The sequence below is a fragment of the Thalassobacillus devorans genome, assembly GCF_900176565.1.
Lineage (GTDB): Bacteria > Bacillota > Bacilli > Bacillales > Halobacillaceae > Thalassobacillus > Thalassobacillus devorans_A.
In genome coordinates this window covers 1,316,237-1,342,424 of sequence record NZ_FXEH01000006.1, presented here as the reverse complement: position 1 = coordinate 1,342,424, position 26,188 = coordinate 1,316,237, and the positions used below count along the sequence as shown (strand labels likewise).

Sequence of the window (26,188 nt, the reverse complement as noted above, 5' to 3'; positions counted from 1 at the left end):
GGAAGGACGATGGAAAAAGTAGCAGTAATTGGTGCCGGAAGCTGGGGCACAGCTTTAGCTCTTGTACTTGCAGATAATAAGCATGATGTCAGTTTGTGGACACATCGAAAAGAGCAGGCAGAAGAGATGAACCGCACACATTCTAACCCGAAATATCTAGAAGGGGTTACCATCCCTTCGTCTATTAAAGCTCATCATGACTTGGCTGAAGCGGTCTATGGTGCATCTCATATCGTACTGGTAGTACCCACCAAAGCAATGCGGGAAGTGTGCCAGCAATTAGCAGAGGTAATCGATCACCCAGTGACGATTACGCATGCATCAAAAGGCATTGAGCCTTCTACTTATAAGCGGGTTTCGGAAGTGATAGCAGAGGAAATGCCTGATAAGCTGTACGAGGCAATTGTTGTCCTTTCCGGGCCGAGTCATGCGGAAGAGGTTAGCCGGCGTCAGCCGACAACGGTGACCGTCTCTTCAGAAAATCTGGAAAAAGCCGAAGCCGTCCAGGATCTATTCATCAACGAAAGGTTCCGTGTCTATACCTCTCCTGATTTGGTAGGCGTGGAGCTGGGCGGGGCTCTGAAAAACATCATAGCCCTTGGTGCCGGGATATCGGATGGTCTAGGGTATGGCGATAATGCCAAGGCAGCTCTGATTACCAGGGGTCTTGCGGAAATCACGAGGCTCGGAGTGGCAATGGGCGCCAATCCATTGACGTTTGCTGGTTTATCAGGAGTTGGTGATTTGATTGTCACCTGTACCAGCCCTCACAGCAGGAACTGGCGAGCGGGCAACTTATTGGGCAAGGGGAATGATTTAGAAGAGGTGCTTGATAAGATGGGAATGGTCGTTGAAGGAGTACGAACGACCAAAGCCGCCTACCAATTTGCTGAAGAGCAGCAGGTAGAGATGCCGATTACGAATGGCCTTTATCGTATACTTTTTGAAGACGCAAAACCAAAAGATGTCGTCGACCAACTGATGACCAGGGGCAGACGACATGAAATGGAAGACTTGAGTAATTTATTAGGCGAACAGCCATAAACATCTTGTTAATCCCTCACAATACACCCTCTGATGCATATGATATGTTGAATGTTATGCACGAGGAGGGACATTGAGTGAGTGATTTTCAAAGGAATCTTTTTGATCAAATTCAAAAGAAATCAAATGTATCGCCTGATGAAATATTCAAAGTAGCCGATTCAGTAAAAAACGCTGATTTTTCAGATGAAAAGACAATCCGTCAATTAGTGAGACAATTATCAAGGATGGCTAATAAACCAGTTTCTAAAGAAAAGGAAGACAAAATCGTTAAGGCGATCATTAACCAAAATATGCCGCTTGATATGAACAGTTTGAACCAACTGTTTAAAAAATAAACGGTGGTTGGGCATGTGATTATACGGGCATCCCATCAACTGCATAAGATAACTCGCAGCAACCATTCTATTTGAGCTGCCGTGGGGATTATTTAGTCAAGGGGCTGCAACAGGCTCATTGTTGGAAAATAGGCGGGTGGAAAAATACCTGTCTAAACAGATAGAAATTTTCCAATAAGATCTTGCTGCAGTCTCATTTCTTATGCATTCATTGGGGAATCGGACAACCACTATGGTATAATACCTGAGGTGAATACAGAGTTAGACGATTGGGGGAATATAAATGTCTACTTCCATGTTGAATATGTATATATCTCTTGCTGGCATCATTTTTATGTTTCTGGCCATTGGGCTCATTATGCTGAGCCGGTACAAATTAAAAGGGATTCTGGCGGGGGTTGTGGCGGTTCTAGCCTACATATTTATGATTTTATCCGGGTTTATTATCTTTTACATCGTTTTCAGCGGACCAACCGGTTAGTAGCTGGCAAGGGAGGCTAATTTATGAAAATCAAAGGTATCGTTGTAGCTTTATTGACATTATTCCTTTTGACAGGTTGTTTATATCCCAATGACCGTCTTTCCAAAAATAACGTTCCTAATGAGGTACAGCTTGAGAATGTTCAAAGAGCGATCGATTCCTATAAAGAACAAGAACAAGGGCTATTACCGATTAAAACGAAAGAACAAGACACACCGATCTTCCAGAAGTATGTTATCGATTTTAATAAATTAAAAGAAAAGAGTCTTATTTCTGAGACACCAGGTAATGCCTTTGAAAATGGGGGTGTCTACCAGTATGTTTTAGTGGACCCGGAGAACAATCCTACCGTCAAATTGATAGATTTGCGTATTACCGAGGAGCTTCGTTCGATCAGGTCACAGCTCAATCGTTATGAGCAAAACAACCAATATCCTCCTTATAAATCTCAAGTTTCCAAGGGGATATTTGATTTGGATTATGAAAAGCTCGGTCTGGATGCGCCGTTGACGGTCACCAGTCCCTACTCTCAGGAGCCATTACCCGTCTATATTACAGGAGGCGGAGAGTTAGTGGTGGACTACCGAAAAGATTTATATAATTATATTCAAAATAAAGATCATGATTATCAGCCAGGAGATGATATCAGATTTTTATTGGTGGATCATTCACCATTTGTGCCGGTATATTCTCACCCGTATACGATAGAAGATGGTGAGCCGGTTTTTATGTCGGAGGCATAGAGGAAATAAATATATCATAAGCATAAGAGACTGGACAGATCAACTGGCCGGTTCCTTATGCTTTTTTTGTTGTAGAAAAAGGTGAAAAAAACAGTCATATTCTATTAGGACAACAACATAGAATCATAATGTCATAGCTCGTATAAGTTTTATGAGTCGAGGCAGATCAGGAGGGGATCTTTTGGAAAAAGTCGATATTTTCAAAGATATTTCCAAACGGACGAATGGAGATATTTATCTGGGTGTTGTCGGGGCGGTCCGTACAGGTAAATCCACATTCATCAAGAAATTCATGGAACTGGTGGTTCTGCCGCAAATGGCAGATGAATCTGATCGTGAACGGGCAATGGATGAGCTGCCACAAAGTGCTGCCGGGAAAACGATCATGACTACCGAACCTAAGTTTGTCCCGAACCAGGCTGTTTCTGTTGCTGTGGATGAAGGTCTGGACGTCAATATCAGGCTGGTAGATTGTGTAGGTTATGCAGTTAAAGGGGCGGTAGGATATGAAGATGAAAACGGGCCCCGAATGATTAACACCCCTTGGTATGAAGAGGCTATTCCGTTCCACGAGGCTGCAGAAATTGGTACAAGAAAAGTCATTCAGGATCATTCGACGATCGGAGTAGTAGTAACGACCGATGGCACCATCGGGGAAATTGAACGCAGTGAATATGTCGAAGCGGAAGAAAGAATTGTGGAGGAAATGAAAGAGGTTGGTAAGCCTTTCATCATGGTAGTCAACTCTGTGCAGCCTTATCACAAGGATACAGAATTACTACGGGAGGAACTGAGTGAGAAATATGATATCCCTGTCATTGCTTTATCCGTGGAAGCCATGCGGGAAGACGATGTAAACAATGTGTTGAGAGAGGCGTTATATGAATTCCCTGTCCTGGAAGTAAACGTCAACCTGCCGAGCTGGGTAATGGTATTGGAAGAGGGGCATTGGCTAAGGAACAACTTCCAATCTGCCATTGAAGAAACAGTACAGGATATCAAACGTCTGCGGGATGTCAGTCGGGTAGTTGGTCATTTCGATGATTATGAATATATTTCAAGAGCAAACCTTTCTGGTATGGAATTAGGGGAAGGTGTAGCTGAAATCGACCTCCAGGCCCCGGATCATTTATACGATGTAGTACTTAAAGAGATTGTCGGGGAAGAAATCCGGGGGAAAGATCATCTGTTACAAATTATGCAGGACTTCTCACATGCAAAGAGAGAGTATGATCAAGTGGCAGAAGCACTTAACATGGTAAAGCAAACTGGGTATGGAATTGCTGCTCCAACGCTCCATGACATGGCATTGGAAGAACCAGAAATAATCAGACAGGGTTCCAGGTTCGGCGTACGTTTGAAGGCGGTCGCTCCTTCCATCCATATGGTTAAAGTTGATGTCCATTCGGAATTTTCACCGATAATCGGAACAGAGAAGCAAAGTGAGGAACTTGTCCGCTATTTAATGCAGGACTTTGAAGAGGATCCATTATCAATATGGAATTCTGACATCTTCGGTCGTTCACTCAGTTCAATCGTACGAGAAGGAATTCAGGCTAAATTATCACTCATGCCGGAGAATGCCCGCTATAAATTAAAAGAAACGCTTGAAAGAATCATTAACGAAGGTCAAGGCGGAATGATTGCAATTATACTATAATGGCTCTTGAGAGGGCCGTTTTTTTATTGGATGCTCTTAATTAATATCAGTGGAGGTTTACATCTAAGCTGATTTTTGTTGAAGAATAAATTTCAAGATATGTTGTTTCCGTTACGGATGAGTGCCTCTGGAGGGCCGGGAAATCACTCGCTTTCCATGGGCGTACGGTGAGCTTCCTCGGAAAGCGAGTAGTTTCCCAGCCAGCCCTGACTCTATTATGATAAAGAACCTTTGATTTCTCGAAATTAAGTCTTCGTCTTTTTGGCCCTGTTTTTGAATGAATCTCTTATGAAAAATCAATAACCACGTTTAAAAGACTATATGTTTGACGATAATATCCTAAGGTTTTCGCCGTATGTACTCGGCGGCAAGCCTTAGTTTTTCAGTGTTTTTGAAAAATATTTTTCGAATTAGCAGGAGATTGAAAGCAGGGTGTCGTAATATCGTAGAGAGCCTTTATTGAAAATCGCACAAACGCTGTCATACCAAGGCCTGCACGTTTCTTGCATCCTGAAAATGAATATGGTACGCTTCATGTACCGCAAGGGTGCTTAACCGGTATAAATTGCGGTATTAAGCGGTTTTGGTGCAACTCTCTATTGAATTTCACTGAAATCTCGTTTAATATAAGGCATGTCATCAAATCAATGATGACAGCTTGTTCAAATTAAATGTTCCAGTGCATCCATTATGGAGAGCCCTGAGAATGGATTATCGCCCGAGAGGAGGTGAATATCATGAACAAGACAGATCTAATCAACACTGTTTCTGAAAAAGCTGATCTTTCTAAAAAGGATGCTACAAAAGCAGTTGATTCCGTATTTGAATCAATCATGGATTCACTTAAAGATGGTGACAAAGTACAATTGATTGGTTTCGGGAACTTTGAAGTACGTGAGCGTGCTGCCCGTAAAGGCCGCAATCCTCAAACTGGTGAAGAAATTGAAATTTCTGCCAGCAAAGTCCCTGCGTTTAAACCAGGTAAAGCCCTTAAGGATGCTGTTAAGTAATTTCCTACATAGGGCAAGTGGAAAAAAGGGTGCCATTTGCGCACCCTTTTTTTCATGGTATCAATTGTGATTTCCTAGCCAGAATAAAGACTGTAGGAAACGGAAAAATTGACATTCTATCCAATGTAAGCGATATTAAATTTACAGAATAAGGGGAGTGGTTTGAAGTGGATTTGAAAGGAAACGATTTCTTTGTAATCAAAGCTTTAGAGGACGGGGTCAATGTAATAGGTTTGACCAGGGGCACCGACACCAGATTTCATCACTCGGAGAAACTCGATAAAAATGAAGTGATGATTGCTCAATTCACCGAGCATACTTCAGCTGTTAAAATTAGAGGAAAAGCATTAATCCAGACCAGTCATGGAGAAGTGACGAACGAAGCGGATTAATGGTTATGTTTACTTAGTTGTTTCATACATAACGGAGGCATTCTACAACGAATTATGCTATAATACTTGTGTTGTAAACGCCTTTCAGAAAGGACTCAGGTGATCCAGGTGAGCAATGTTGAACATGAAATCCAAACGCTAAAACAAAAAATAATTGCTAAAGTTCGCCATCCTTTTTTATCGAAATTCATTCCTGAACCGGTAATTGATGAGGACAAGCTTATGCTTTTATCTTCCATTATGGATGATACGACATTACCTGAAGTTAAAAAAGAGCAATACATCATAACAACCATGCTCGTTCAAGTAGCGTTGGATACCCATGACCTTGTCACTTTAACGGATGAAGACGAAGAACAGGAGACGGTCCGCAGCCGTCAGCTGACAGTGTTGGCCGGAGATTATTATAGTGGGATGTATTATTATTTACTATCTCAGTTAGACGATATTCCAATGATCCATACGCTGGCTTCTGCCATTAAAGATATCAATGAGCAAAAAATGGAACTGTACTACAAAGATGTAGGATCGTTCCAGGAATTCATGAACGGTTTGAGAGATATTGAATCCTTGTTGATTCAGCGTGTCGCATCCTATGTTCAACGGACCACCATTAATGATGTAGCTGGTGAATGGCTCCTTACTAAAAAGCTGTTGAATGAGAAGAAAAATATTCAAAAGAACGGATTCTCTCCGCTATTTGATCTATTGTTGAAAAGTCCAAGGACAAATACTAGCTATAATCAAATGATGAACACGGTAGAAAATATCATTCAAAAGAATATTTCACGGCTGGAAATGACTATTTCACAGCTTCCTTTACATTTTAACCAGTTAAAATCATACGTTCATTCAACCTTGGACGACCATAATTACACGAAACAATTCGCAGAAGAGGGATAAAGCATGCCACAGACCAAAGAAGAACGCGTGCATCATGTATTTGAAAAAATCTATCAACGCTACGATGTGATGAACTCAGTCATATCCTTTCAGCGGCATAAGGCCTGGCGTAAAGATGTCATGAATAAAATGGACGTCAAGAAAGGGGAAAAAGCCCTGGATGTCTGTTGTGGCACAGGGGATTGGACAGTGGCCCTGGCTGATAAAGTAGGTAAAGATGGGAAAGTGATCGGACTTGATTTCAGTCATAATATGTTATCAGTCGGAATTAAAAAGAAATTGGAGTATGGTATGAGTCAAATCGAATTTGAACACGGTAATGCGATGGATCTACCATTTGAAGATAATAGTTTTGACTATGTGACAATCGGCTTCGGGCTGCGTAATGTGCCGGATTATCTTCAAGTTTTAAAGGAGATGGCAAGGGTCGTCAAACCAGGGGGTAAAGTGATTTGTCTGGAAACATCCCAGCCGACAATGCCTGGTTTCAGGCAAGCTTATTATTTTTATTTCAAGTACATCATGCCTGTATTCGGTAAATTGTTTGCTCGAAGCTATCGGGAATATAGCTGGCTTCACGAATCTGCAAGAGATTTTCCTGGGAAAGAGGAATTGAAACAGATGTTTGAGGAAGCCGGGTTAAGTAATATAAAAGTTAAATCTTTTACCGGTGGAGTTGCAGCAATGCATATGGGAGAAAAATTATCATAACACAAGGGTGGGCACCATGAAGTTAGCTATGATCTATTCTTTTTTAAAACAAGATTTAGCGAAAATCGAAGAGTCTATCAATAACACGATACAAGCCCAGCACCCTGTATTACGTGAAGCTTCTACCCAGTTATTAGCCGCAGGAGGGAAACGGATCCGTCCTGTTTTTGTTTTATTGGGAGGAAAGTTCGGAAATTATCGCTTAGATCGTATGGAGGCAGTGGCCGTATCTTTGGAACTTATTCACATGGCCTCGCTTGTCCATGATGACGTTGTTGACAATGCCCAGTTGAGAAGAGGGGAGCCGACGATCAAAGCGAAATGGGATAACAGAATAGCCATGTATACGGGAGATTACATATTTGCACGTTCATTAGAGTCCTTATCCGCTCTGGAAGACCCACATGCCCATCGAGTACTCGCAAAGACAATGGTAGAGTTGTGTCTTGGGGAGATTGAACAGGTGAAAGATAAATACCGACTGGATCAGAATATAAGAGACTATCTGCTTCGCATCAAACGGAAGACCGCCCTCTTAATCGCGGCCAGTTGCCAGCTTGGAGCCATCGCTTCGGAGGCCTCGCGCCAATATGAGCGGGCTCTCTATCGTTATGGCTACTTTGTGGGTATGTCTTATCAAATCATCGATGATGTATTGGACTTCACTGCTTCGGAAGAAGAATTGGGCAAACCTGCCGGAAGTGACTTATTACAAGGAAATATTACCCTGCCAGTACTCTATGCAATGGAAGATGAAGGGATAGCCTCAGAGCTGCACCTGCTATTCCAGGAAGATACGGAAAAACTGACTCCTGAAGACATCGCTCCTATCATAACTAAGATTAAGGCAGGGGACGCCCTGGATCGTTCGCTGGAGCTCAGTGACCGTTATTTGCAAAAAGCTTATCAAGCACTTGATGTGCTGCCGGCAGGTCGAGCGAAACAAACATTACGCGGGATCGCAAAATATATTGGTAAAAGAAAGTCTTAACAGATTGCCACCACCGTTGGAATCTGTTAAAATTTTCTTCGGTGACGTTTTTAAGCGCTTACACAAATACATAATGATGAGGTGTTGAGGATGGAAAAAACTTTTCTAATGGTTAAACCTGATGGTGTACAACGTAATTTAATTGGAGAAATTGTTTCCCGATTCGAAAACAAAGGTTTCAAGCTTGCTGGAGCAAAGTTGATGAACATTCCTTCCGAACTTGCGGAAGAGCATTACGGGGAGCACAAGGAAAAGCCTTTCTTTGGTGAATTGGTTGGCTTTATTACTTCAGGTCCTGTATTTGCAATGGTATGGGAAGGGGAAAATGTAATCGCTGCAGCTCGTCAGATGATGGGTAAAACAAATCCTCAAGATGCTATACCTGGAACTATTCGCGGAGACTTTGGCGTAACTGTAGGGAAAAACGTCATTCATGGATCTGATTCACCGGAAAGTGCTGAACGTGAAATTTCCCTTTTCTTTGATGAAGAACAAGTCCTGACTTATGATAAAAATGATAATAACTGGGTTTACTAAACCAATTTAAAAACGTTCTTTGGGAAGTACGAGCCGCTTGCAGAGAAATCGATTTCTCTGCAAGCTTTTTTTATTTCTGACGGATGGGAAAAGGATTTTTTAAATACTTGGGATTTTCCTACAGAGAGCCTGGTATAAAACCCGATTAATTATGTCTTGGCCAATACCTGCTCGCTTTATCGCTTTTATGTTTTAACCTATTAAAAAATTTATTGCACACAAGTTTGCTAAGATATGATATAGTAGAACATAAAATTTATACTATGGAGGGACGTCCATGCGCTATTTGACTGCTGGAGAATCACACGGAAAACAACTAACTACCATTATTGAAGGAATACCATCCCATTTACCACTTTTAAATGACCAAATAAATGAATCCTTGTTGCGGCGCCAGGGAGGCTACGGTCGTGGACGTCGTATGCAAATAGAAAAAGATTTAGTAGAAATTACAGCGGGGGTACGCCATGGCTACACCTTGGGTTCCCCGATTTCACTCGTCATCAATAATGATGATTTCAAACATTGGAGAAATATCATGGGTGAAAATCCCATCCCTGATGATGAAGAAGTTCGCCGGACAATTTCACGCCCGCGCCCGGGGCACGCCGACCTTAATGGTGGCATGAAATACGGGCATAGAGACTTACGCAACGTTCTGGAACGTTCTTCAGCCAGGGAAACAGCTGCCCGGGTGGCTGCAGGAGCTGTGGCTAAAGTTTTGCTAAATGAACTTGGCATTAAGGTTGGAGCCTATGTCAGAGAAATAGCAGGAATAGTGAGCAGCTTTGATGAATCTATGACATTGGAAGAGCGGGTTGATATCGCAGAAGCTTCTCCTGTAAGAACCCTGGATAAGAAAGCGGAAAAAGAGATGATGGATGCGATCGATCAGGCGAAAAAAGAAGGAGACTCGATTGGTGGAGTTGTAGAGGTGTATGTGGAAGGTATGCCTCCTGGAGTCGGTTCCTATGTTCAGTATGACCGCAAACTGGATAGCCGTATTGCTGGAAGTGTCGTAAGTATCAATGCCTTCAAAGGTGTAGAGTTCGGAATCGGTTTTGAGGCAGCCAGGAGAAATGGCAGTAAGGTACATGATGAAATTGCGTGGGAAGAGTCACGTGGTTATTACCGTAAGACAAACCGTCTAGGCGGTTTCGAAGGTGGAATGACAACGGGCATGCCACTGGTAATAAAGGGTGTGATGAAGCCAATTCCTACTCTATATAAACCCCTGCAAAGTGTCGATATCGATACGAAAGAGCCTTTTGCTGCCAGCATTGAAAGGTCCGACTCCTGTGCCGTACCAGCAGCAGGGGTGGTTATGGAACATGTAGTGGCCTTTGAATTGGCTCGCGCGATGATGGAACAGTTCCCTGGGGATTATTTTCCTAGAATGAAACAGGCGGTTGACGCATACCGGGAAGAGGTAAGGAGATTTTAGCATGAAGGAATTATCCATACACGCGAGTAACCACTCCTATAAGGTACAGATTGGTAAAGGGCTTCGCCATACAGTCGGCAGTCTTATCGAAGAAAACTATTCTCACGTTATGATTATTACTGACAGTCAGGTAGCGCCACTATACTTGGAAGATGTGAAGCATTCTTTGTCGGGAATGCCTGTAGATACAGTCATTTTTCCTGCAGGTGAACAAGCCAAGTCGATGAGCCACTATGAAGAATTATTGACTGCATGTATAGAAAACGGTCTTGATCGAAAATCATTAATCATAGCTCTGGGAGGTGGAGTTGTTGGCGACTTAGCTGGGTTTGTTGCTGCTACTTATATGCGAGGTATTGACTATATTCAAATGCCCACCACAGTACTTGCCCATGACAGCAGTGTCGGCGGCAAGGTTGCTATCAATCACCCACTTGGAAAGAACTTGATTGGATGTTTCCATAGCCCGGTTCAGGTTTTATATGATGTCGAGACATTGCAGACCTTACCTTATCATGAATTACGTTCAGGCTATGCAGAAATTATTAAACACGGGTGTCTGGATGATCCGGATTTATTTCAAGATGTAACTTCTAGATCACTAGGCAGTGAGGCAATAGCAGAGGTACTTGAAGAGCACCTATTAAAAGGAATAGCGATCAAAGCTTCCGTTGTCGAACAAGATGAAAAAGAGACTGGAATCCGAAAATATCTGAACCTGGGTCATACACTCGGGCATGCAATAGAATCGGAAGCGGGTTATGGACATGTGACACATGGGGAAGCAGTAGCGATCGGTTTATTGTTTGCCATGTATGTCAGCCAGGAAAAGTTGGAGGCAGCCATGCCTATAGCAAACTTATATGGATGGCTTGGTAAACAAGGATATCCGTTAGATGTTTTAACTCACTTAGATACCAGTTCATTAGTAGACCGTATGAAAAAAGATAAAAAATCAACATCGGGTAAGGTGAATATGGTGTTATTAGAGGAACTGGGAAAGCCAGTCATGAGGGAAATAAAAGAAACAGAACTGACTGAATTATTAAATCGTTTTAAAGAAGAGGTGATGAGCTGTTGATCAGGGGGATCAGAGGAGCAACCACAGTACAGACTAATGATCGAGAAGAAATCGTTGAACGAGCGTATGAAATGATGATGGACCTGATAGATAAAAATAAAGTGGAAGCTAAAAATGTCGTTTCGGTTTTATTTTCAGCGACAGCTGATTTGAACGCGGCATTTCCGGCAAAATCACTTCGGAAGATAGAGGGATGGACTTATGTGCCTGTTATGTGTATGCAGGAAATAAAAGTCCCTGATGCACTTCCCAAATGTGTTCGAGTGATGGTCACGGCAGAAACCGAGCTGCAGCAGGATCAGGTAGAACATATTTATCATTATAATGCCCGTAAGTTACGACCTGATTTGCAAAAGCCGAAAGGAGAATTGTCATGAAAGCAAAAGAAATTTTAAAAACCATGAAACCTTATAAACCTGGGAAACAAATTGAAGAAGTGAAAAAAGAATATGGTCTAAAGGAAATTGTCAAATTAGCATCGAATGAAAATCCCTTTGGCTTTTCTCCACAGGTTAAAAAAGAGCTTCCTGATCTGGTTGCCGGTTTAGAAAAATATCCAGATGGTTATGCTGCTGAATTGCGGAAAAAGCTGGGTGAGAAGTTGAATGTAGATCCTGCTCAACTGATATTTGGAAATGGATCGGATGAAATTGTCCAAATTATTTGCAGAACTTATCTGGAGCAAGGGACTAATACAGTTATGGCCACCCCAACCTTTCCGCAATATAAGCATAACGCATTAATTGAAGGTGCTGAAATACGGGAAGTGCCAGTTGTCGATGGCTATCATGATTTAGATCGGATGATTAACGAAATAGATGAGCATACGCGAGTGGTATGGCTGTGCACGCCGAACAATCCAACAGGTTCTCATATTTCACAACCGGATATGGAAAGCTTTTTAGAACGGTGTCCTGACGATGTATTGGTGGTAGTGGATGAAGCTTATTACGAATACATGGACGCTTCTGACTATTACGATGCTATCTCCGGTGTAGCGAATCACCCTAATCTAATTGTATTGCGGACTTTTTCAAAAGCATACGGGTTGGCAGGGTTAAGGATCGGGTATGGTGTCGCCCAAACAGCTGTCATTCATCAGCTGGATCCAGCTCGCGAACCTTTCAATACTTCCACTATTGCACAAGCTGCTGCCATGATAGCCTTGGATGATCATAAATTCTTAAACGAATCGGTTGCACGCAATAAGAGCAATCGTGAAATGATGATGAAGTTTTGTGATGAGCATGAACTAGGTTATTTTGATTCCCAGGCCAATTTCCTTCTTATCAATCTGCCTGTAAGTGGGGATGCCATATTTGAGCATTTATTAAGTAAAGGATTTATTGTCCGTTCTGGTGAAGCACTTGGCATACCTAATAGCATCCGTCTGACTATTGGAAGCAAGGAAATCATGGAACAAATCCAGGATGAAATCGGTCATTTTCTTTCTTCTAAGAAGACAGGTGCGCAAAAGTGAAAGAAACGGTAATGATTGCGGGACTTGGGTTAATTGGCGGTTCACTTGCCATGAGTATCCGGTCCCGCCGGCATTTTCATGTGCTTGGCATGGATGCCCATGATGAAACGTGCCGATTAGCACTTGAAAAAGGTGCCGTTGATGAAATATGTGATGATTTCATCTCAGGCGTTCAAAAGGCGGATATACTAATTATTGCTACCCCCATTCCCATGACACTAGGATATATGGCTCAATTAAATGAAATACAATTGGAAAAGAATTTATTGGTCACCGATGTTTCATCGGTAAAAGGCAAAATAATGAATCAGGCTGAAAAAATAACAAATTCTGCTGTGACCTTTATCGGTGGACACCCGATGGCGGGGTCACATAAACAAGGGCTGCAGGCAGCAAAAGGGCACCTGTTTGAAAATGCTATCTATGTACTTACTCCTTCATCGAAGGCAGATGAACAAGATGTCGCCAGGATTAAGGAAGTGCTGTCGCCTGCTAAAGCAAGGTTCTTAGTTTTTACAACGGAAGAACACGACGAGATGACGGCGGTCATTTCTCACTTTCCTCATTTGATCGCTTCTTCTCTCGTCCATCAGGCACGTAACTGGCAAAAGACTCATCCTTTTTTAGAAGATTTGGCAGCCGGCGGGTTTCGTGATATTACAAGAATCGCCTCCAGTAACCCCGTGTTATGGAGAGATATTTTCCTTCAGAACAAAGCGGTCTTGATTTCCATGCTTGATGACTGGATCACAGAAATGGAGCAAGTGAGAACTCTTTTATCAACCAGTGATGGGACAGCTACAGAAAATTATCTCCTGGAAGCTAAACATTATCGTGATGGTTTGCCTGCAAAGAAAAAGGGAGCAATTCCATCTTTTTATGATATCTATGTTGATATCCATGATCAGCCAGGGGCGTTGCTTCATGTCATTGAACACTTGGCAGATAATGATATTTCCATCAAAAACATAGAAATTTTAGAAGTCAGAGAAGGAATAACAGGTGTGCTTCGGATTAGTTTCCAAAGCAGTGAAGAACAGAAAGAAAGCAAAAGGTTACTTGAATCTCATGATTACGAGGTTACTATAGAGCAGTAGGAGGGCAAGCCATGAGTGAAATTACATTAAAACCAATGGAACATGCTATTGACGGTAAACTATCAGTGCCCGGTGATAAATCCATTTCCCACCGTGCTGTCATATTTTCTTCATTGGCAGAAGGAACCTCCCACATTTCGAATTTTTTATCAGGTGAGGACTGTATGCGAACTATTCAGGTCTTTAGAGAATTAGGAGTGGATATTGACCAGTCTGGGTCAAACCTGACAATCAGGAGTAATGGACTGGAATCGTTGAAAGAAGCGGAACGACCAGTATACTTTGGGAACTCCGGTACCACTGCAAGGTTAGTTACAGGTTTGCTGGCGGGCCTTCCTTTATTCACTACCTGTTATGGTGATCCTTCCTTATCAAAAAGGCCAATGGATCGAGTGGTAGGTCCATTGAAGGAAATGGGGGCTAACATTGAGGGAAGAAGTAAGGGTCGCTTACTGCCCCTCGCGATTACAGGTAATAACCTGCAAGGTATTACCTATGAAATGCCGGTGAAAAGTGCTCAGGTTAAATCTGCGTTACTGTTAGCTGGGATGGTTGCTGAAGGAGAGACAACCATTATAGAACAAGTAAAAACCAGGGACCATACAGAGCAAATGCTCCCACAATTCGGGGGAGAGATTTCCATCCAGGACAAAGAAATCACCATTCAGGGTGGCCAGCAATTACAACCTGCGGACTTGGCTGTTCCAGGGGATATATCCTCTGCAGCTTTTTTCCTGGTGGCAGCTGCCATCATACCAGGAAGTTCTATTCTGGTAGAAGATGTAGGAATCAATCCTACAAGAACTGGACTAATAAAAGCTCTGGAGATGATGGGAGCCGATATCACTGTAAAAGAAACACGTCAAATAGGAGGAGAAGCGGTCGGTAATGTGGAAATTAAATACCAGGAGCTGACAGGAGCAGTGATTGAAGGGGAGATGATTCCTTCTTTAATAGACGAACTTCCAATCCTGGCGCTGGCGGCTACTCAGGCAAGTGGGGTTACAAAAATTAAAGATGCTGGTGAACTGCGTGTGAAAGAAACTGATAGAATTGCGGCAGTAGCACAGGTTCTTAGCAGTTTTGGTGCAGAGGTAGAAGAAGAAGAGGATGGTTTAACTATTTACGGTAAAGCTTCTTTGACAGGGGCTGAGGTTGATTCCTTTATGGATCATCGCATCGGCATGATGATTGCAGTAGCGTCACTGATAGCGAAAGGAGAAACTGTGTTGTCAAATGGCCAATGCATCGACATTTCTTATCCTGGATTTTTCAAAGATTTAGATTCTTTGAAAAAATAACGAAGCTAATCATACAATAGCCCAAGCTCTCATACCTTATAGAAAGCCTGTCGGAGGTGGACAAGTATGGGAGCTTACTATTTTTATCAGCGGACCTGGCACAAAGAAAATTGGGTTAATAAAGAAGTGCTTGTTGAGGATGATTGCTTCGTCAGGAAGTTCCTTTCTTCATCCCATCCGATTGAGTTAAATGTGGATGCCTACCACGTTACCCCAGGGTATGTCATGGTCGATCACTCTGCACCATTATATTCATCTGTTGACAAGAAGAAACTCAGTTTGGACTATCTTATCCGTGGATGTACCTTATTACTTGTGCAGCTGCCAATCACGACTACTCATCTATTCAAACAAAAATATCATTCGTTTCTTCACATGCTTGCAGGATTACCCATGGATTATATGATATCCCCTGTCGTTGCCCCTAGACTACTGACTCCAGCTATGGTTCGATTCTTCGGAATGCAAAAAGCGCCCTTTATCTTAGTTGAGTTACACACAGAAAAAGACATGGAAAATGTCGCTTGGGAATGGTTGGCACAAGCGCAGAGTTATACAAGAATCCCTATTGCTCCTTTTATTAAGGTGAAGGGGGAAGATTCACAAAAATTATATGATGCATGGAAAAAAACAGTTGAACATTGTGATATGATTACGTTGAAAGATCCTATAACGGAACATCCCTTGACAAGCAATAACCTTAGAAGGGCAGGAATATATCCATATAAGGGTGATTTAATGCCAGGTGGACAGGCTGATTACAATTTGCATTTACATGACGGATGCACTGTAATTGATGATCCAACCGAAATCAGGTACCATGGGTCTGTTCCTGACGTTACCATTATGAATGGAGAAGTAGTTCAAGTGAATCAGGAGATCATGAATGATAACATGATTGGGAAACACAGGAAGGTTTCGATACCGATGCATTTTGCATAGATGAGAAAGGATGTCCATATGGAGGAAATACAACAAGCCGTCCGGCTTATGGAAGCAAACCGGACAGATGAAGCATTAAAGACATTACAATCCTATTTGCCTGAAGCGGATGAAGAGGAACGTTTTACAATCGCAGAGTTGTATATCCAGTGGGGGATGTTAGAAGAAGCGAAAATGATTCTTAAAGAGTTGAGTCAGCGATACCCCAAAGAAAATGAATTGAAGATTATGTTGTCAGAAATTCATATCGACTTGGAAGAAGATGAGGAAGCGATAGAACTTTTGAATCAGTTTGGCCCGGAAGACGAAGATTATTTGCCGTCTTTGATGCAGCTTGCCGATCTCTATCAATCCCAAGGGCTTTTTGAAGTAGCGGAACAAAAATTGCTGGCGGCCAAGCAGGCGGCACCTAATGAAGCTGTCATTGATTTCGCATTAGGAGAACTCTCCTTTTCTAATGGGGAATACAATAAGAGCATACCGTTTTATGAGAATGCATACAGCCGTGAGCCGATCATTGGAGACATTGAGGTGGCGGCAAGACTTGCCGAGGCTTATGCAGCCACAGGGGACTTTGAACAATCCCTGGCCCACTTCCAAAAAGTAGAAGAAGAAAATGCTGATATTAAATTCCGTTATGGCTTTGTAGCATTCCAGGCCAACCGTACCGATATTGCCATAAAGGTGTGGGAAGATCTTGTGGAAAGAGACCCTTATTACCAATCCGTATACCCTTTACTGGCACAGGCGTACGAGAGCGAGGGTATGATGGAAGAAGCTTATCAAATGGCACACAGCGGCCATGCGAAAGACGAATTCAATAAAGAGCTCTATCACCTTGCAGGTACGCTTGCCCACCGACAAGGTAAGAAAGAAGAAGCCTATCAATCCATGAAAGAAGCAGTCAGCTTAGATCCGGGATATAAAGAAGCCATCCTGTTTTTAATAGAAAATTACAAAAAAGATGAAGACTATGAAGCGATCATTGATTTATTGGAGCATCTGCTTGATCTTGGTGAAGCTGACCCGAACTACCACTGGGAGCTGGCCAAAGCTTATGAGATAGAAGAACAATATTCCGAGGCTATAAATCATTATGAAGTTGCATATAATTCCTTTAAAGAAGATAGTGTCTTTTTGAAAGAATATGGCTATTTCTTAGTCGAAGAAGGGAGGATGGGAGAAGCCGTCCGTATTTTCCGAGAGTATATGAAAATTGAACCTACTGACAGTGACATAGAGGATTTCGTTCATCGTTTGGAGAATCGTGAAGAGGATATCACGTAATACGATGTGGGAGGGGTGTAAATGGAAACACCTATATCCGTTCAAGATAAAAAAGATTTTGTCCGGTGGTTTTTAAATCATTATCAATTGAAGAAAAGAGAAAGCGTATGGATCTTGAATTACTTGATCAATCATGAAGCGATTCTGCAGCATGCCCACTTTGTCGATGAAGTCGAGTTTTGTCCCAGAGGAATTCTTATTAGTGCCCAGGGAGTAAAAGCACCACCGTTCCGATTCTACAAAGATAAAGTCATGACGACTGATGCCGAAAAGTCTTTCCATGATATCCGCTTGAACCAGGAGGAACCTCTGTATATACAATTGAATTTCGATCAAGCAAACCAATCAGCACGGTATGCAGCGGTATTAGAAGAAAATCCATACGTACCACTCAATCATTATTTAACTGCAAAAGATAAGAAGCTGGCAGGCAGGCTGTTGGACATCAGTCTTTTGGAGCACCAAAAGCAGCAGCTGGAGCGTGAAATAGATGAAGCCCTTGATAATGGGGATAGAGATGCATTCCACAGCGTCTCGGCCCTTTTGAAAAAGGTCAAGCAGGAATTAGCGGAAATTGCTGAGAAATAAAAAACTGGATCGTACCCGATTCAGTTTTTTATTTTTGCAGATTTTTAGTAAAATGTAGGAAGATTGGAAAGGATAGTGATGATTGATGAAATGGACCCATCATGATATTTCGCAATATGTAGAGGCGAAAGAATACATCGACACCCTGATTATACCCTTAATACCATTCGGGGCTCAAAAAGACGAGCAGATGAAAAAACAGGCTTTTCAAAAGGAACTATTGAATATGTTTGTCAACGAGATTGAAAAAGAATATAAAGGCAGGATAGTATTACTTCCGGAGTATTATTACTTATCTGGCGAAGTTAATAGGGAGACAGCCAGGCTTAACCGTTGGGTTGAGGCATTTACAGAACTTCCATTCGAGCATGTATTTCTTTTTACATTTGATGTCAACTGGCGTAAAGCGAGCAAGGATATCGATGGAGAGGTCATCTGGCTGCCCGGGTTACAATCTGGTAACCTGCAAAGCTCAGAAGCACAGTCTTTCATTAAAGAGCAAGTAAGTCAAATTGCCGAAATGATAAGATCTTATTGGTGATGACAAATTTTTCTCGTTTCACCGATAATTTATTGACCGGCACATAAGTTTGCGCTATCATGGTAATGTCCTAGTAAACTGTGTGTAAAATATCCATGAATAATGGATTACAGCATAGAGGGGGGAAAAATATGAGCGATAAAAAACAAGTATCCAGACGTCAGTTCCTGAACTACACGTTAACCGGTGTAGGCGGTTTCATGGCGGCAGGAATGCTTGCTCCAATGGTTCGTTTTGCTATTGATCCAGTATTGAAGCCGTCAGCTGCAGGTGACTTTGCTGCTGTTGTGGAGGAGAGCGAAATAACCAATGAACCACAGCGATTTAACTGGAAAGTAGACCAGAAAGATGGCTGGTATGAATCAGAGGTTGAAAAAAATGCCTGGGTATACAAAGATGAGAACGGCGAAATCGTAGCCCTTTCTCCCATTTGTACGCACTTGGGCTGCACCGTGGACTGGAACTCGCAAGAGCAGTTTCCAAATGAATTCTATTGTCCATGCCATGGCGGCCGTTACACCAAAGATGGGGTAAACGTACCGAATACTCCACCAACTGCTCCGCTACCAGTATATGAGCATAAAGTGGAAGAAGGCATGCTTTACCTTGGACAAGCCATATCAAGAGGGAGTGGGATTTAATCATGTTGCAGAAGATTTATGACTGGGTCGACGAGCGAATGGACATCACCCCGTTGTGGCGTGATATTGCCGACCATGAAGTTCCTGAACATGTCAATCCTGCCCATCATTTTTCAGCATTTGTATATTGCTTTGGCGGTTTGACATTTTTTGTGACAGTCATCCAGGTTTTATCCGGAATGTTTTTGACGATGTACTATGTCCCAGACATTGAAAATGCATGGGAGTCTGTTTATTACTTGCAAAAAGAAGTCGCACATGGACAAATCGTCCGTGGGATGCACCACTGGGGTGCGAGTTTGGTTATCGTAATGTTGTTCCTACATACTTTACGGGTGTTTTTCCAGGGTGCCTATAAGAAGCCTCGTGAATTGAACTGGATTGTCGGAGTATTGTTATTCTTCGTAATGCTTGGTCTTGGTTTCACAGGTTACCTGCTGCCGTGGGACAACAAAGCTTATTTTGCGACTCAGGTTGGTTTGGAAATCGCTGCGGCAACACCTTTCATTGGTGATGATTTGCGTACATTACTTGCGGGTGACCCACAAATCGTAGGCGCCCAGACATTGACACGTTTCTTCGCTATTCACGTGTTCTTCCTGCCTGCAGCACTATTTGGTTTAATGGCAGCGCACTTCATTATGATACGTAAACAAGGTATTTCCGGACCACTATAAGATGACAGTTTTTGTGAAAAGGAGGGAACGCTGTGCATAGGGGTAAAGGCATGAAGTTCGTCGGTGACTCACGTATTCCGGCGGAACGCAAACCGAACATACCTAAAGATTATTCTGAATATCCGGGTCGTACGGAAGCTTTCTGGCCCAATTTCTTATTAAAAGAGTGGCTGGTTGGAGCGGTTTTCTTAATCGGATTTTTAATTGTAACTGCTGCACATCCATCACCTTTGGAACAGCAGGCTGATCCGACTAATGCATCATATATTCCGTTACCAGACTGGTATTTCTTATTCTTATATCAATTCCTGAAATATGAATTCGCCGGTGGTAATTACATCGTACTAGGTGCGATTGTTATGCCTGGCTTGGCGTTCGGTGCATTGTTGCTGGCTCCGTTTTTGGATAACGGCCCGGATCGCCATCCGACAAAGCGACCGATTGCTACAGGGCTGATGCTGCTGGGTTTCATTGCAACATTCTGGCTTACTTACGAATCTGTATCAGAAGTTGACTATGAACAACGCTCTGAACAGTACGGTGTTCAAGAAGAGGGAGAAGGTCCTGAAATTGATACCGAAGACCCTGGCTACGCAATATATGAGCAAAACTGCTTGAGCTGTCACGGGGACCAGTTACAAGGACAAGGCAGTAACCCATCTTTAATTGAAACTGAGAAATCAGTAGATGAAATCAAAGATATTGCTGTCAATGGTATCGGCAATATGCCTGCAGATATGTTCAATGGTTCTGATGAGGAATTACAGCAGCTTGCTGAATTCATTGCTAACGCTGGTGAAGGCGAAGGCGGAGAAGACAGCGGGGGAGAAGGTCATTAATTAAAAAAGATGAAAGCCGCGCTATTCATTAGCGCGGCTTCTCTTATATTTGTTAATTTGATTACATAAGGCGGAGGTGGCTTGCTTGTTTTATAACATATTAGCCAATCGGACATTTATCTTTATCCTGTTTTTAATTAATTTAGCTGGCTCCGTATATGGCTACATTTGGTATGGTTATCAACTGGAGCAGACAGAACCGATATTTTTATTATTTGTTCCTGACAGCCCAACAGCCAGTCTGTTCTTCACGATTTTCCTGCTGATAATGTATTTTGGAAAACAAGCACCTTATATCGGTGCACTTGCGATGGTGACCTTGTTTAAATATGGAATTTGGGCAGTGGTCATGAACTTTTTAACCTTAATGGTAGAAGGATCATTACACTGGACGGGATATATGTTGATTATTTCACATGGGGCAATGGCTATCCAAGGTCTGTTATATGCTCCGTATTACCAAATGAAAATCAGACATTTAGCTGTCGCTGCTGTGTGGACCGTTCATAATGACATTATTGATTATGTTTTTGAACAAATGCCAATCTATGGGCCGTTGATGGAATTTATCAATCCTATTGGTTATTTTACATTTTGGTTAAGTATGGCAAGTATCGGTATAGCCTATGTATTAGCTGTGCGGCCAAGGCTGAAGAAAACCTATTTGTAAAGCAGGTCTAATCTTGTCCCTCTTCTCATAAAATGGTTAGAGAACCCTAGAAGAAGAGGTGGGCACAATGCTGCGTAAATCATCGACTGTTGGGCTGTTACTACTATTGATAGGGATTTTGTCTATACACGTTCAAGCTGCTGCCCCTAATACGATTCCACACTTTTTGGACGAGTATTATGAAGCTGTCAAAGAAGGCGATTTATCGCTTTCCCATAATTTACTGCGCTACAATGAAGAAAGATTGGAAAACTATATGCAAGAAAATCACCCCGATCATCTTATTGAGTTTAAGGAGATAAAGAAACATGCTTTGGGAGCTCAAAGAGATATCGATTCCCTGCTTTATGAACACTTAGGCCTGGTATTATGGCTGGATGCATTAGTTAATAAGGAACCACGTTTAATTGTGAAAGAAAAAGAAAAGCTACTCGAAAACATCGAACAATATCATAATCAAATAGGTATAGATAATACCACTTCATTAGAAGATATTAAATCGTTTTGGGGAAGTGTTCTCCCTGCAGCTGCTCTCACATTTGATGAAGCTTTCTTTCAACAATTCAATCATCATTACAACCTATTATCCCAGGCTGATGAAGCTGAAGAAATTGACCGCATACTCAGCTTATCTATAGAAATGATGCAGAAAGAACCAGGAGGAGGAATGAGTCTTGATGCCCTGGTATGGACAATTATTATTGTCGGCGGATGTATCATACTGACACTATTGTACGTGGGTTATCGGAAGTATCAGGCCGAGAAAAAAGCGGTTAAAGAAAGGCTTTATAAACGCAATTCAAATAGTTGACCTTTTTCTGTCAATTGACTAATATTAACCTATAGAGATATACAACTTTGATGGAGGAATGAACATGGGCTTAGGATCATATTTGATTTATGTGGCCATTTTGATGATTATACCGTTGTGGGCACAGTCACGAGTGAAGAGTACGTATAAAAAATATTCAAAGGTTGCGACGTCATCTTCCATGACAGGAGCACAGGTGGCAAGGAAGATTTTAGATGATAATGGATTATATAATGTTTCAATAGAGGAAACAAGAGGGATGCTCTCTGACCATTATGACCCTAGAAAAAAAGTAGTCCGTTTGTCTACTGATAATTTTCACGGTCATTCGATGGCTGCTTCTGCCGTAGCAGCACACGAAGTCGGTCACGCTATACAGGATTCACAGGATTATGCTTTTCTCCGCTTAAGATCTGCTTTAGTCCCTGTTGCAAGTTTTGGTTCTAACATTTCTATTTTCCTCATCATTGGGGGAGCATTATTGGGGATGAGTGGTCTGTTGCTATTGGGTATCATTTTCTTCGCTGCAGCTGTTTTGTTTCAGCTGATTACGTTGCCGGTCGAATTCGATGCTTCCAACAGAGCAATGGAGCAAATGGTTTCAACTGGAGTCATCACCAACAACGAAGAGCGTCCAACGAAGAAGGTTTTGAATGCTGCTGCATTGACATATGTCGCGGCTGCACTGGTAGCTCTAGCAGAATTGATCCGTTTCCTTTTAATGTTTTTCGCGATGAACGAAGATTAAGTAAAAAATCAGGGTGCCAAGAAATCCCGGCATCCTGATTTTTTTATCTTGATTATTCTTATGTTGGATTTCACACTAACTTTTACAGAAAAGCTCCCTTTTCTTGAAGACTCAGTTTCGAGATAGTTTGTTTCCGTTACGCCAGTAACGGTTAGGAGGTCCGGGAAATTACTCGCTTTCCATGGGCGTACGGTGAGCTTCCTCGGGCTAAAGCCCTGCGGGATCTCACCATGTACTATCTTCCCATTGGAGTCTCGCAATTTCTCGGCCCTCCTTTCGTTTATGGGAAAAACGGAAACATCGTTATGCAGTCCTTCTACCTAAGATAAGAGAGAACTACTTGTAAAACATGCTTGTAACAGTGATTGTAGAAACAGTCTCCTCTATAACAAGGGTTCTTTTCTCTCACCTTTCAGATTGGGTGGATGGGAAACTGCGAGACTCCCGTGGGAGAAGGACCTAGGCGAGATCCCACAGGGCGACAGCCCGAGGAAGCTCGCCAGTTCCCCCACAGGAAAGCGAGTAGTTTCCCAGCCGCCCCAGATACTTTTATGGTAAAGAACCCTAGATATCTCGAAATCAAGTCTTCGACTTTTCGGCCCTTTAATTGAATAAGCTTTATATTGCGCTTAATATTCAATTGGCTTCTTATTTTCATCCAATGTAAACCCTTCGCCTAACACATCATGTACGGATGTAACTGCTACAAAAGCATGAGGATCAATAGCGTCAATGACATTCTTCAGGCGAACAATTTCATTTTTACCGACAACGCAATATAACACGTCTCGACGTTCTCCGGTAAATGATCCACGACCTTCCAGTACAGTGACTCCCCGGTCCATTTCTTTCAATATTTTTGCAGCTATCGCTTCACTCTTCGAGGAAATGATGGTAGCGCCTCTTGCTGCATAGGCTCCTTCCTGAATCAAATCAATAACCCTGGCTGCTATATAGACAGCCACTAACGTATACATCCCCTGGATCATATTCAAATAGGTGATAATAGATGTGAAAATGACGGCGGTATCAAAAACAAACATCGCACGCCCCATCGACCAGCCCCAATATTTATGTATCAGCCTGGCGATGATATCGACTCCCCCTGTTGTTCCTCCGAATTTGAAAATGATTCCCAGACCGACCCCGACGAATGCACCTGCAAAAAGTGCGGCCAGTGTCATATCTGATTGAAGATTAATATCAATGGTATATATTTGAAAGAGCCAGATAAAGACGGAAACAGCAAAGATTCCAATCAAGGAATAAAAGAAAGTATTCCTTCCAAGAATTCTCCAACCAACAATTAATACCGGGACATTCAGTACGATATTCATTATTCCAGGGTCCCAATTAAATAAGAATAACAAGAGGAGGGTGATACCTGTAAAGCCGCCCTCTCCTAAGTTGTTCTGAATATTGAAGTGTACAAGTCCGAATGAGAAGATAGCAGATCCAAGTAAAATGAAGAAAATGTTTTTATACTTTAACCCTAAAATCAATTTTATATCCTCCTTTCCACAGTCGCGTGCATGTCTACCATTATAATCAAATATCGTCAAAGCGACAATAAAGGAGGTAATTCGATTAAATAATTTGTCAAAGCCTTCAGTTTTGGCTAACATTTAAAGATAGACATTAATGTGGGGAGGTATCATCATGAATGATTCGTTTACAACCGGGCAAATGCAGGAAAGGGTAGATTGCTACATATCCCAATTTAAAGAAGGTTATTTTTCTCCATTAAGTATGATGGCTAGAATGTCAGAAGAGGTGGGAGAACTGGCCAGAGAGGTCAATCATCATTATGGGGAAAAACCTAAGAAGAGTTCCGAAGATGAAAAGTCCTTAGAAGAGGAATTAGGAGATGTCCTTTTCGTATTAAGCAGCTTTGCTAATTCGTTGGATATTGACCTTTCCGAAGCGTTTGATCGTTCGATGACGAAAATAGAAACACGTGATAAAAATAGATGGACAAGGAAATCTGAAAGGGGTAAGGAAAATGAATAATATTAAAGTGATTGTGGCCGGACCAAGAGGAAAAATGGGCTCTGCAGCTTTAAGAATGATAGATCGCTCGGATAATCTTCAACTGGCTGCTTGTGTGGATCGTAAGTATGGTGGCTCACAGATCAAAGATATTGAAGGGCTCCCTGCCTTTGAAGCTAAAATTTATGAGGATCCGGAAGTATGCTTGAATGAAGTGGAGGCGGATGTCTTTATTGATTTGACCACACCTGAGTACGGTTATAAACATACTAAGTTATCTTTAGAACACGGGGTACGTCCAGTAGTAGGTACGACAGGTTTTACAAAAGATCAGCTGGAAGAACTTACAGAAATGGCTGAGCGAAAACAGCTTGGTGCTGTTATTGCGCCTAATTTTGCGATTGGTGCTGTATTAATGATGCAATTTTCCAAATGGGCGGCCAAACATTTCCCGGATGTCGAAATCATTGAACGCCATCATGATCAGAAACTTGATGCTCCTTCCGGTACAGCAGTCAAGACGGCCGAATTGATCCAGGAAGAGCGAGAAGCCAAACAGCAGGGACACCCGGATGAAAAAGAAACGATGGAAGGTGCCCGTGGCGCTGATAGTGAAGGACTGAAAATCCATAGTGTGCGACTCCCGGGCCTAGTAGCCCATCAGGAGGTTATGTTTGGCGGTTTGGGAGAAACTTTGACAATTAAGCATGACTCTATCAATCGTGATTCATTCATGACAGGAGTAAAGCTTTCTGTTGAACGTGTCATGGAAATGGATGTGTTAGCTTACGGTCTGGAAAATTTATTAGATTAGGGGAGAGACTAATGAATATAGCCTTAATAGCGCACGATGAGAAAAAACCAGAAATCCTTCAATTTGTATTCGCTTATAAACATATTTTAAAGGATCATAACCTATTTGCTACCGGAACCACAGGAAAACGGATAGCTGAAGCTACATCGCTGAATGTTTTTCGTTTTCAGTCAGGACCACTGGGAGGCGATCAGCAAATCGGTGCTAAAATTGCTGAAAATGACATGGATATGGTTATTTTCTTTCGGGATCCATTAACCGCCCAGCCTCATGAACCTGATGTAAGTGCGCTGTTGCGTTTATGTGATGTACACAGAATTCCCCTTGCGACAAATTTGGCCGGTGCCGAAATTTTAATTAGAGCGCTGGAACGGGGAGATTTGAATTGGCGGGAAATCATTAAAGACAGAGAAAAGCAAGGGTGATAG

Annotated in this window: 31 protein-coding genes; 30 read left to right on the top strand and 1 reads right to left on the bottom strand. The window is 42.2% G+C overall.

Going from position 1 to position 26,188, the window contains the following annotated elements; genetic code table 11:
* Positions 1–9 precede the first annotated feature (9 nt).
* The 27 genes from B9Y67_RS17700 (at position 10) to B9Y67_RS17570 (ending at position 22,957) form a co-directional block, all read left to right on the top strand.
* Positions 10–1,044 (top strand): NAD(P)H-dependent glycerol-3-phosphate dehydrogenase, encoded by a 1,035-nt coding sequence (locus B9Y67_RS17700; RefSeq protein WP_085508702.1) that lies wholly within the window; start codon positions 10–12, stop codon positions 1,042–1,044.
* 77 nt (positions 1,045–1,121) lie between these two features.
* Complete coding sequence (locus B9Y67_RS17695; RefSeq protein ID WP_062446391.1) at positions 1,122–1,382, top strand: stage VI sporulation protein F; 261 nt, start codon at positions 1,122–1,124, stop codon at positions 1,380–1,382.
* A gap of 283 nt (positions 1,383–1,665) precedes the next feature.
* Positions 1,666–1,863, top strand: a complete 198-nt coding sequence (locus tag B9Y67_RS17690; protein WP_085508701.1) for a DUF2768 domain-containing protein — start codon at positions 1,666–1,668, stop codon at positions 1,861–1,863.
* A gap of 23 nt (positions 1,864–1,886) precedes the next feature.
* Entirely contained in the window at positions 1,887–2,606 is a 720-nt protein-coding gene (locus B9Y67_RS17685; RefSeq protein ID WP_085508700.1) for a hypothetical protein, read from the top strand.
* A gap of 181 nt (positions 2,607–2,787) precedes the next feature.
* Positions 2,788–4,266 carry a stage IV sporulation protein A gene (spoIVA, locus tag B9Y67_RS17680; protein ID WP_085508699.1) on the top strand — a complete coding sequence of 493 codons (1,479 nt, stop codon included), beginning with the start codon at positions 2,788–2,790 and terminating at the stop codon, positions 4,264–4,266.
* Between the two features lie 737 nt (positions 4,267–5,003).
* On the top strand, positions 5,004–5,276 hold the full coding sequence (locus B9Y67_RS17675; protein ID WP_037985717.1) for an HU family DNA-binding protein: 273 nt from the start codon (positions 5,004–5,006) through the stop codon (positions 5,274–5,276).
* A gap of 167 nt (positions 5,277–5,443) precedes the next feature.
* Positions 5,444–5,668, top strand: a complete 225-nt coding sequence (mtrB, locus tag B9Y67_RS17670; protein WP_371872035.1) for a trp RNA-binding attenuation protein MtrB — start codon at positions 5,444–5,446, stop codon at positions 5,666–5,668.
* Between the two features lie 108 nt (positions 5,669–5,776).
* Positions 5,777–6,571 carry a heptaprenyl diphosphate synthase component 1 gene (locus B9Y67_RS17665; protein WP_254901834.1) on the top strand — a complete coding sequence of 265 codons (795 nt, stop codon included), beginning with the start codon at positions 5,777–5,779 and terminating at the stop codon, positions 6,569–6,571.
* Between the two features lie 3 nt (positions 6,572–6,574).
* Entirely contained in the window at positions 6,575–7,282 is a 708-nt protein-coding gene (locus tag B9Y67_RS17660; protein WP_085508697.1) for a demethylmenaquinone methyltransferase, read from the top strand.
* Between the two features lie 16 nt (positions 7,283–7,298).
* Positions 7,299–8,273 (top strand): heptaprenyl diphosphate synthase component II, encoded by a 975-nt coding sequence (hepT, locus tag B9Y67_RS17655; protein WP_085508696.1) that lies wholly within the window; start codon positions 7,299–7,301, stop codon positions 8,271–8,273.
* A 90-nt stretch (positions 8,274–8,363) separates the two neighbouring features.
* On the top strand, positions 8,364–8,810 hold the full coding sequence (gene ndk / locus B9Y67_RS17650) for a nucleoside-diphosphate kinase (protein WP_085508695.1): 447 nt from the start codon (positions 8,364–8,366) through the stop codon (positions 8,808–8,810).
* Between the two features lie 277 nt (positions 8,811–9,087).
* Positions 9,088–10,254 (top strand): chorismate synthase, encoded by a 1,167-nt coding sequence (aroC, locus tag B9Y67_RS17645; protein ID WP_085508694.1) that lies wholly within the window; start codon positions 9,088–9,090, stop codon positions 10,252–10,254.
* A 1-nt stretch (position 10,255) separates the two neighbouring features.
* On the top strand, positions 10,256–11,335 hold the full coding sequence (aroB, locus tag B9Y67_RS17640) for a 3-dehydroquinate synthase (RefSeq protein WP_085508693.1): 1,080 nt from the start codon (positions 10,256–10,258) through the stop codon (positions 11,333–11,335).
* Entirely contained in the window at positions 11,332–11,712 is a 381-nt protein-coding gene (gene aroH, locus B9Y67_RS17635) for a chorismate mutase (protein WP_085508692.1), read from the top strand. Before aroB ends, aroH begins: the two co-directional genes overlap by 4 nt.
* Positions 11,709–12,815 carry a histidinol-phosphate transaminase gene (gene hisC / locus B9Y67_RS17630; protein ID WP_085508691.1) on the top strand — a complete coding sequence of 369 codons (1,107 nt, stop codon included), beginning with the start codon at positions 11,709–11,711 and terminating at the stop codon, positions 12,813–12,815. Before aroH ends, hisC begins: the two co-directional genes overlap by 4 nt.
* Positions 12,812–13,912, top strand: a complete 1,101-nt coding sequence (locus tag B9Y67_RS17625) for a prephenate dehydrogenase (RefSeq protein ID WP_176224042.1) — start codon at positions 12,812–12,814, stop codon at positions 13,910–13,912. The genes hisC and B9Y67_RS17625 overlap by 4 nt, the downstream gene beginning before the upstream one ends.
* 11 nt (positions 13,913–13,923) lie before the next feature.
* A complete protein-coding gene (gene aroA / locus B9Y67_RS17620; protein ID WP_085508690.1) occupies positions 13,924–15,213 on the top strand; it encodes a 3-phosphoshikimate 1-carboxyvinyltransferase in 1,290 nt (429 codons plus the stop codon).
* Positions 15,214–15,279: 66 nt separating this feature from the next.
* Positions 15,280–16,155 carry a hypothetical protein gene (locus B9Y67_RS17615; protein WP_085508689.1) on the top strand — a complete coding sequence of 292 codons (876 nt, stop codon included), beginning with the start codon at positions 15,280–15,282 and terminating at the stop codon, positions 16,153–16,155.
* The gene (locus tag B9Y67_RS17610; protein ID WP_369668772.1) at positions 16,156–17,442 is read left to right on the top strand and encodes a tetratricopeptide repeat protein; all 1,287 of its coding nucleotides are present in this window, start codon (positions 16,156–16,158) and stop codon (positions 17,440–17,442) included.
* Between the two features lie 21 nt (positions 17,443–17,463).
* A complete protein-coding gene (locus tag B9Y67_RS17605; RefSeq protein ID WP_085508688.1) occupies positions 17,464–18,030 on the top strand; it encodes a ReoY family proteolytic degradation factor in 567 nt (188 codons plus the stop codon).
* An 85-nt stretch (positions 18,031–18,115) separates the two neighbouring features.
* Positions 18,116–18,571, top strand: a complete 456-nt coding sequence (locus B9Y67_RS17600; RefSeq protein WP_085508687.1) for a YpiF family protein — start codon at positions 18,116–18,118, stop codon at positions 18,569–18,571.
* A 131-nt stretch (positions 18,572–18,702) separates the two neighbouring features.
* Positions 18,703–19,212, top strand: a complete 510-nt coding sequence (locus B9Y67_RS17595; RefSeq protein WP_085508686.1) for a QcrA and Rieske domain-containing protein — start codon at positions 18,703–18,705, stop codon at positions 19,210–19,212.
* Between the two features lie 2 nt (positions 19,213–19,214).
* Positions 19,215–19,889 (top strand): menaquinol-cytochrome c reductase cytochrome b subunit, encoded by a 675-nt coding sequence (gene qcrB / locus B9Y67_RS17590; RefSeq protein WP_085508685.1) that lies wholly within the window; start codon positions 19,215–19,217, stop codon positions 19,887–19,889.
* A 32-nt stretch (positions 19,890–19,921) separates the two neighbouring features.
* Positions 19,922–20,728: a menaquinol-cytochrome c reductase cytochrome b/c subunit gene (locus B9Y67_RS17585; protein WP_085508684.1), complete on the top strand. Its 807-nt coding sequence runs from the start codon at positions 19,922–19,924 to the stop codon at positions 20,726–20,728.
* Between the two features lie 85 nt (positions 20,729–20,813).
* Positions 20,814–21,398: a lipoprotein heptaprenylglyceryl N-acetyltransferase LhaT gene (locus B9Y67_RS17580; RefSeq protein ID WP_085508683.1), complete on the top strand. Its 585-nt coding sequence runs from the start codon at positions 20,814–20,816 to the stop codon at positions 21,396–21,398.
* 67 nt (positions 21,399–21,465) lie between these two features.
* A complete protein-coding gene (locus tag B9Y67_RS17575; RefSeq protein ID WP_085508682.1) occupies positions 21,466–22,209 on the top strand; it encodes a sporulation protein YpjB in 744 nt (247 codons plus the stop codon).
* A gap of 64 nt (positions 22,210–22,273) precedes the next feature.
* The gene (locus tag B9Y67_RS17570; RefSeq protein WP_085508681.1) at positions 22,274–22,957 is read left to right on the top strand and encodes a zinc metallopeptidase; all 684 of its coding nucleotides are present in this window, start codon (positions 22,274–22,276) and stop codon (positions 22,955–22,957) included.
* Positions 22,958–23,586: 629 nt separating this feature from the next.
* Here the strand turns inward: B9Y67_RS17570 and B9Y67_RS17560 are convergent.
* Positions 23,587–24,456 carry a YitT family protein gene (locus tag B9Y67_RS17560; RefSeq protein ID WP_394460402.1) on the bottom strand — a complete coding sequence of 290 codons (870 nt, stop codon included), beginning with the start codon at positions 24,454–24,456 and terminating at the stop codon, positions 23,587–23,589.
* Positions 24,457–24,616: 160 nt separating this feature from the next.
* Here B9Y67_RS17560 and B9Y67_RS17555 point away from each other — a divergent pair, with 160 nt between their 5' ends.
* From B9Y67_RS17555 to mgsA, 3 genes are read left to right on the top strand one after another with little or no spacing between them, the layout of a single operon-like run.
* Entirely contained in the window at positions 24,617–24,967 is a 351-nt protein-coding gene (locus B9Y67_RS17555) for a nucleotide pyrophosphohydrolase (RefSeq protein ID WP_085508678.1), read from the top strand.
* A complete protein-coding gene (dapB, locus tag B9Y67_RS17550; protein WP_085508677.1) occupies positions 24,960–25,760 on the top strand; it encodes a 4-hydroxy-tetrahydrodipicolinate reductase in 801 nt (266 codons plus the stop codon). Before B9Y67_RS17555 ends, dapB begins: the two co-directional genes overlap by 8 nt.
* Positions 25,761–25,771: 11 nt before the next feature.
* Positions 25,772–26,185 (top strand): methylglyoxal synthase, encoded by a 414-nt coding sequence (mgsA, locus tag B9Y67_RS17545; protein ID WP_085508676.1) that lies wholly within the window; start codon positions 25,772–25,774, stop codon positions 26,183–26,185.
* The last annotated feature ends 3 nt before the right edge of the window (positions 26,186–26,188 follow it).

Excerpts from the sequence above, each read along its gene's own strand:
- aroB (WP_085508693.1), top strand. The coding sequence starts at position 10,256 with ATGAAGGAATTATCCATACACGCGAGTAACCACTCCTATAAGGTACAG.
- B9Y67_RS17600 (WP_085508687.1), top strand. The coding sequence starts at position 18,116 with ATGAAATGGACCCATCATGATATTTCGCAATATGTAGAGGCGAAAGAA.
- qcrB (WP_085508685.1), top strand. The coding sequence starts at position 19,215 with ATGTTGCAGAAGATTTATGACTGGGTCGACGAGCGAATGGACATCACC.
- hepT (WP_085508696.1), top strand. The coding sequence starts at position 7,299 with ATGAAGTTAGCTATGATCTATTCTTTTTTAAAACAAGATTTAGCGAAA.
- B9Y67_RS17675 (WP_037985717.1), top strand. The coding sequence starts at position 5,004 with ATGAACAAGACAGATCTAATCAACACTGTTTCTGAAAAAGCTGATCTT.
- B9Y67_RS17575 (WP_085508682.1), top strand. The coding sequence starts at position 21,466 with ATGCTGCGTAAATCATCGACTGTTGGGCTGTTACTACTATTGATAGGG.
- ndk (WP_085508695.1), top strand. The coding sequence starts at position 8,364 with ATGGAAAAAACTTTTCTAATGGTTAAACCTGATGGTGTACAACGTAAT.
- B9Y67_RS17570 (WP_085508681.1), top strand. The coding sequence starts at position 22,274 with ATGGGCTTAGGATCATATTTGATTTATGTGGCCATTTTGATGATTATA.
- aroA (WP_085508690.1), top strand. The coding sequence starts at position 13,924 with ATGAGTGAAATTACATTAAAACCAATGGAACATGCTATTGACGGTAAA.
- dapB (WP_085508677.1), top strand. The coding sequence starts at position 24,960 with ATGAATAATATTAAAGTGATTGTGGCCGGACCAAGAGGAAAAATGGGC.
- hisC (WP_085508691.1), top strand. The coding sequence starts at position 11,709 with ATGAAAGCAAAAGAAATTTTAAAAACCATGAAACCTTATAAACCTGGG.
- B9Y67_RS17685 (WP_085508700.1), top strand. The coding sequence starts at position 1,887 with ATGAAAATCAAAGGTATCGTTGTAGCTTTATTGACATTATTCCTTTTG.
- aroC (WP_085508694.1), top strand. The coding sequence starts at position 9,088 with ATGCGCTATTTGACTGCTGGAGAATCACACGGAAAACAACTAACTACC.
- B9Y67_RS17610 (WP_369668772.1), top strand. The coding sequence starts at position 16,156 with ATGAGAAAGGATGTCCATATGGAGGAAATACAACAAGCCGTCCGGCTT.
- B9Y67_RS17595 (WP_085508686.1), top strand. The coding sequence starts at position 18,703 with ATGAGCGATAAAAAACAAGTATCCAGACGTCAGTTCCTGAACTACACG.
- B9Y67_RS17700 (WP_085508702.1), top strand. The coding sequence starts at position 10 with ATGGAAAAAGTAGCAGTAATTGGTGCCGGAAGCTGGGGCACAGCTTTA.
- B9Y67_RS17555 (WP_085508678.1), top strand. The coding sequence starts at position 24,617 with ATGAATGATTCGTTTACAACCGGGCAAATGCAGGAAAGGGTAGATTGC.
- B9Y67_RS17605 (WP_085508688.1), top strand. The coding sequence starts at position 17,464 with ATGGAAACACCTATATCCGTTCAAGATAAAAAAGATTTTGTCCGGTGG.
- mgsA (WP_085508676.1), top strand. The coding sequence starts at position 25,772 with ATGAATATAGCCTTAATAGCGCACGATGAGAAAAAACCAGAAATCCTT.
- B9Y67_RS17615 (WP_085508689.1), top strand. The coding sequence starts at position 15,280 with ATGGGAGCTTACTATTTTTATCAGCGGACCTGGCACAAAGAAAATTGG.
- B9Y67_RS17660 (WP_085508697.1), top strand. The coding sequence starts at position 6,575 with ATGCCACAGACCAAAGAAGAACGCGTGCATCATGTATTTGAAAAAATC.
- B9Y67_RS17690 (WP_085508701.1), top strand. The coding sequence starts at position 1,666 with ATGTCTACTTCCATGTTGAATATGTATATATCTCTTGCTGGCATCATT.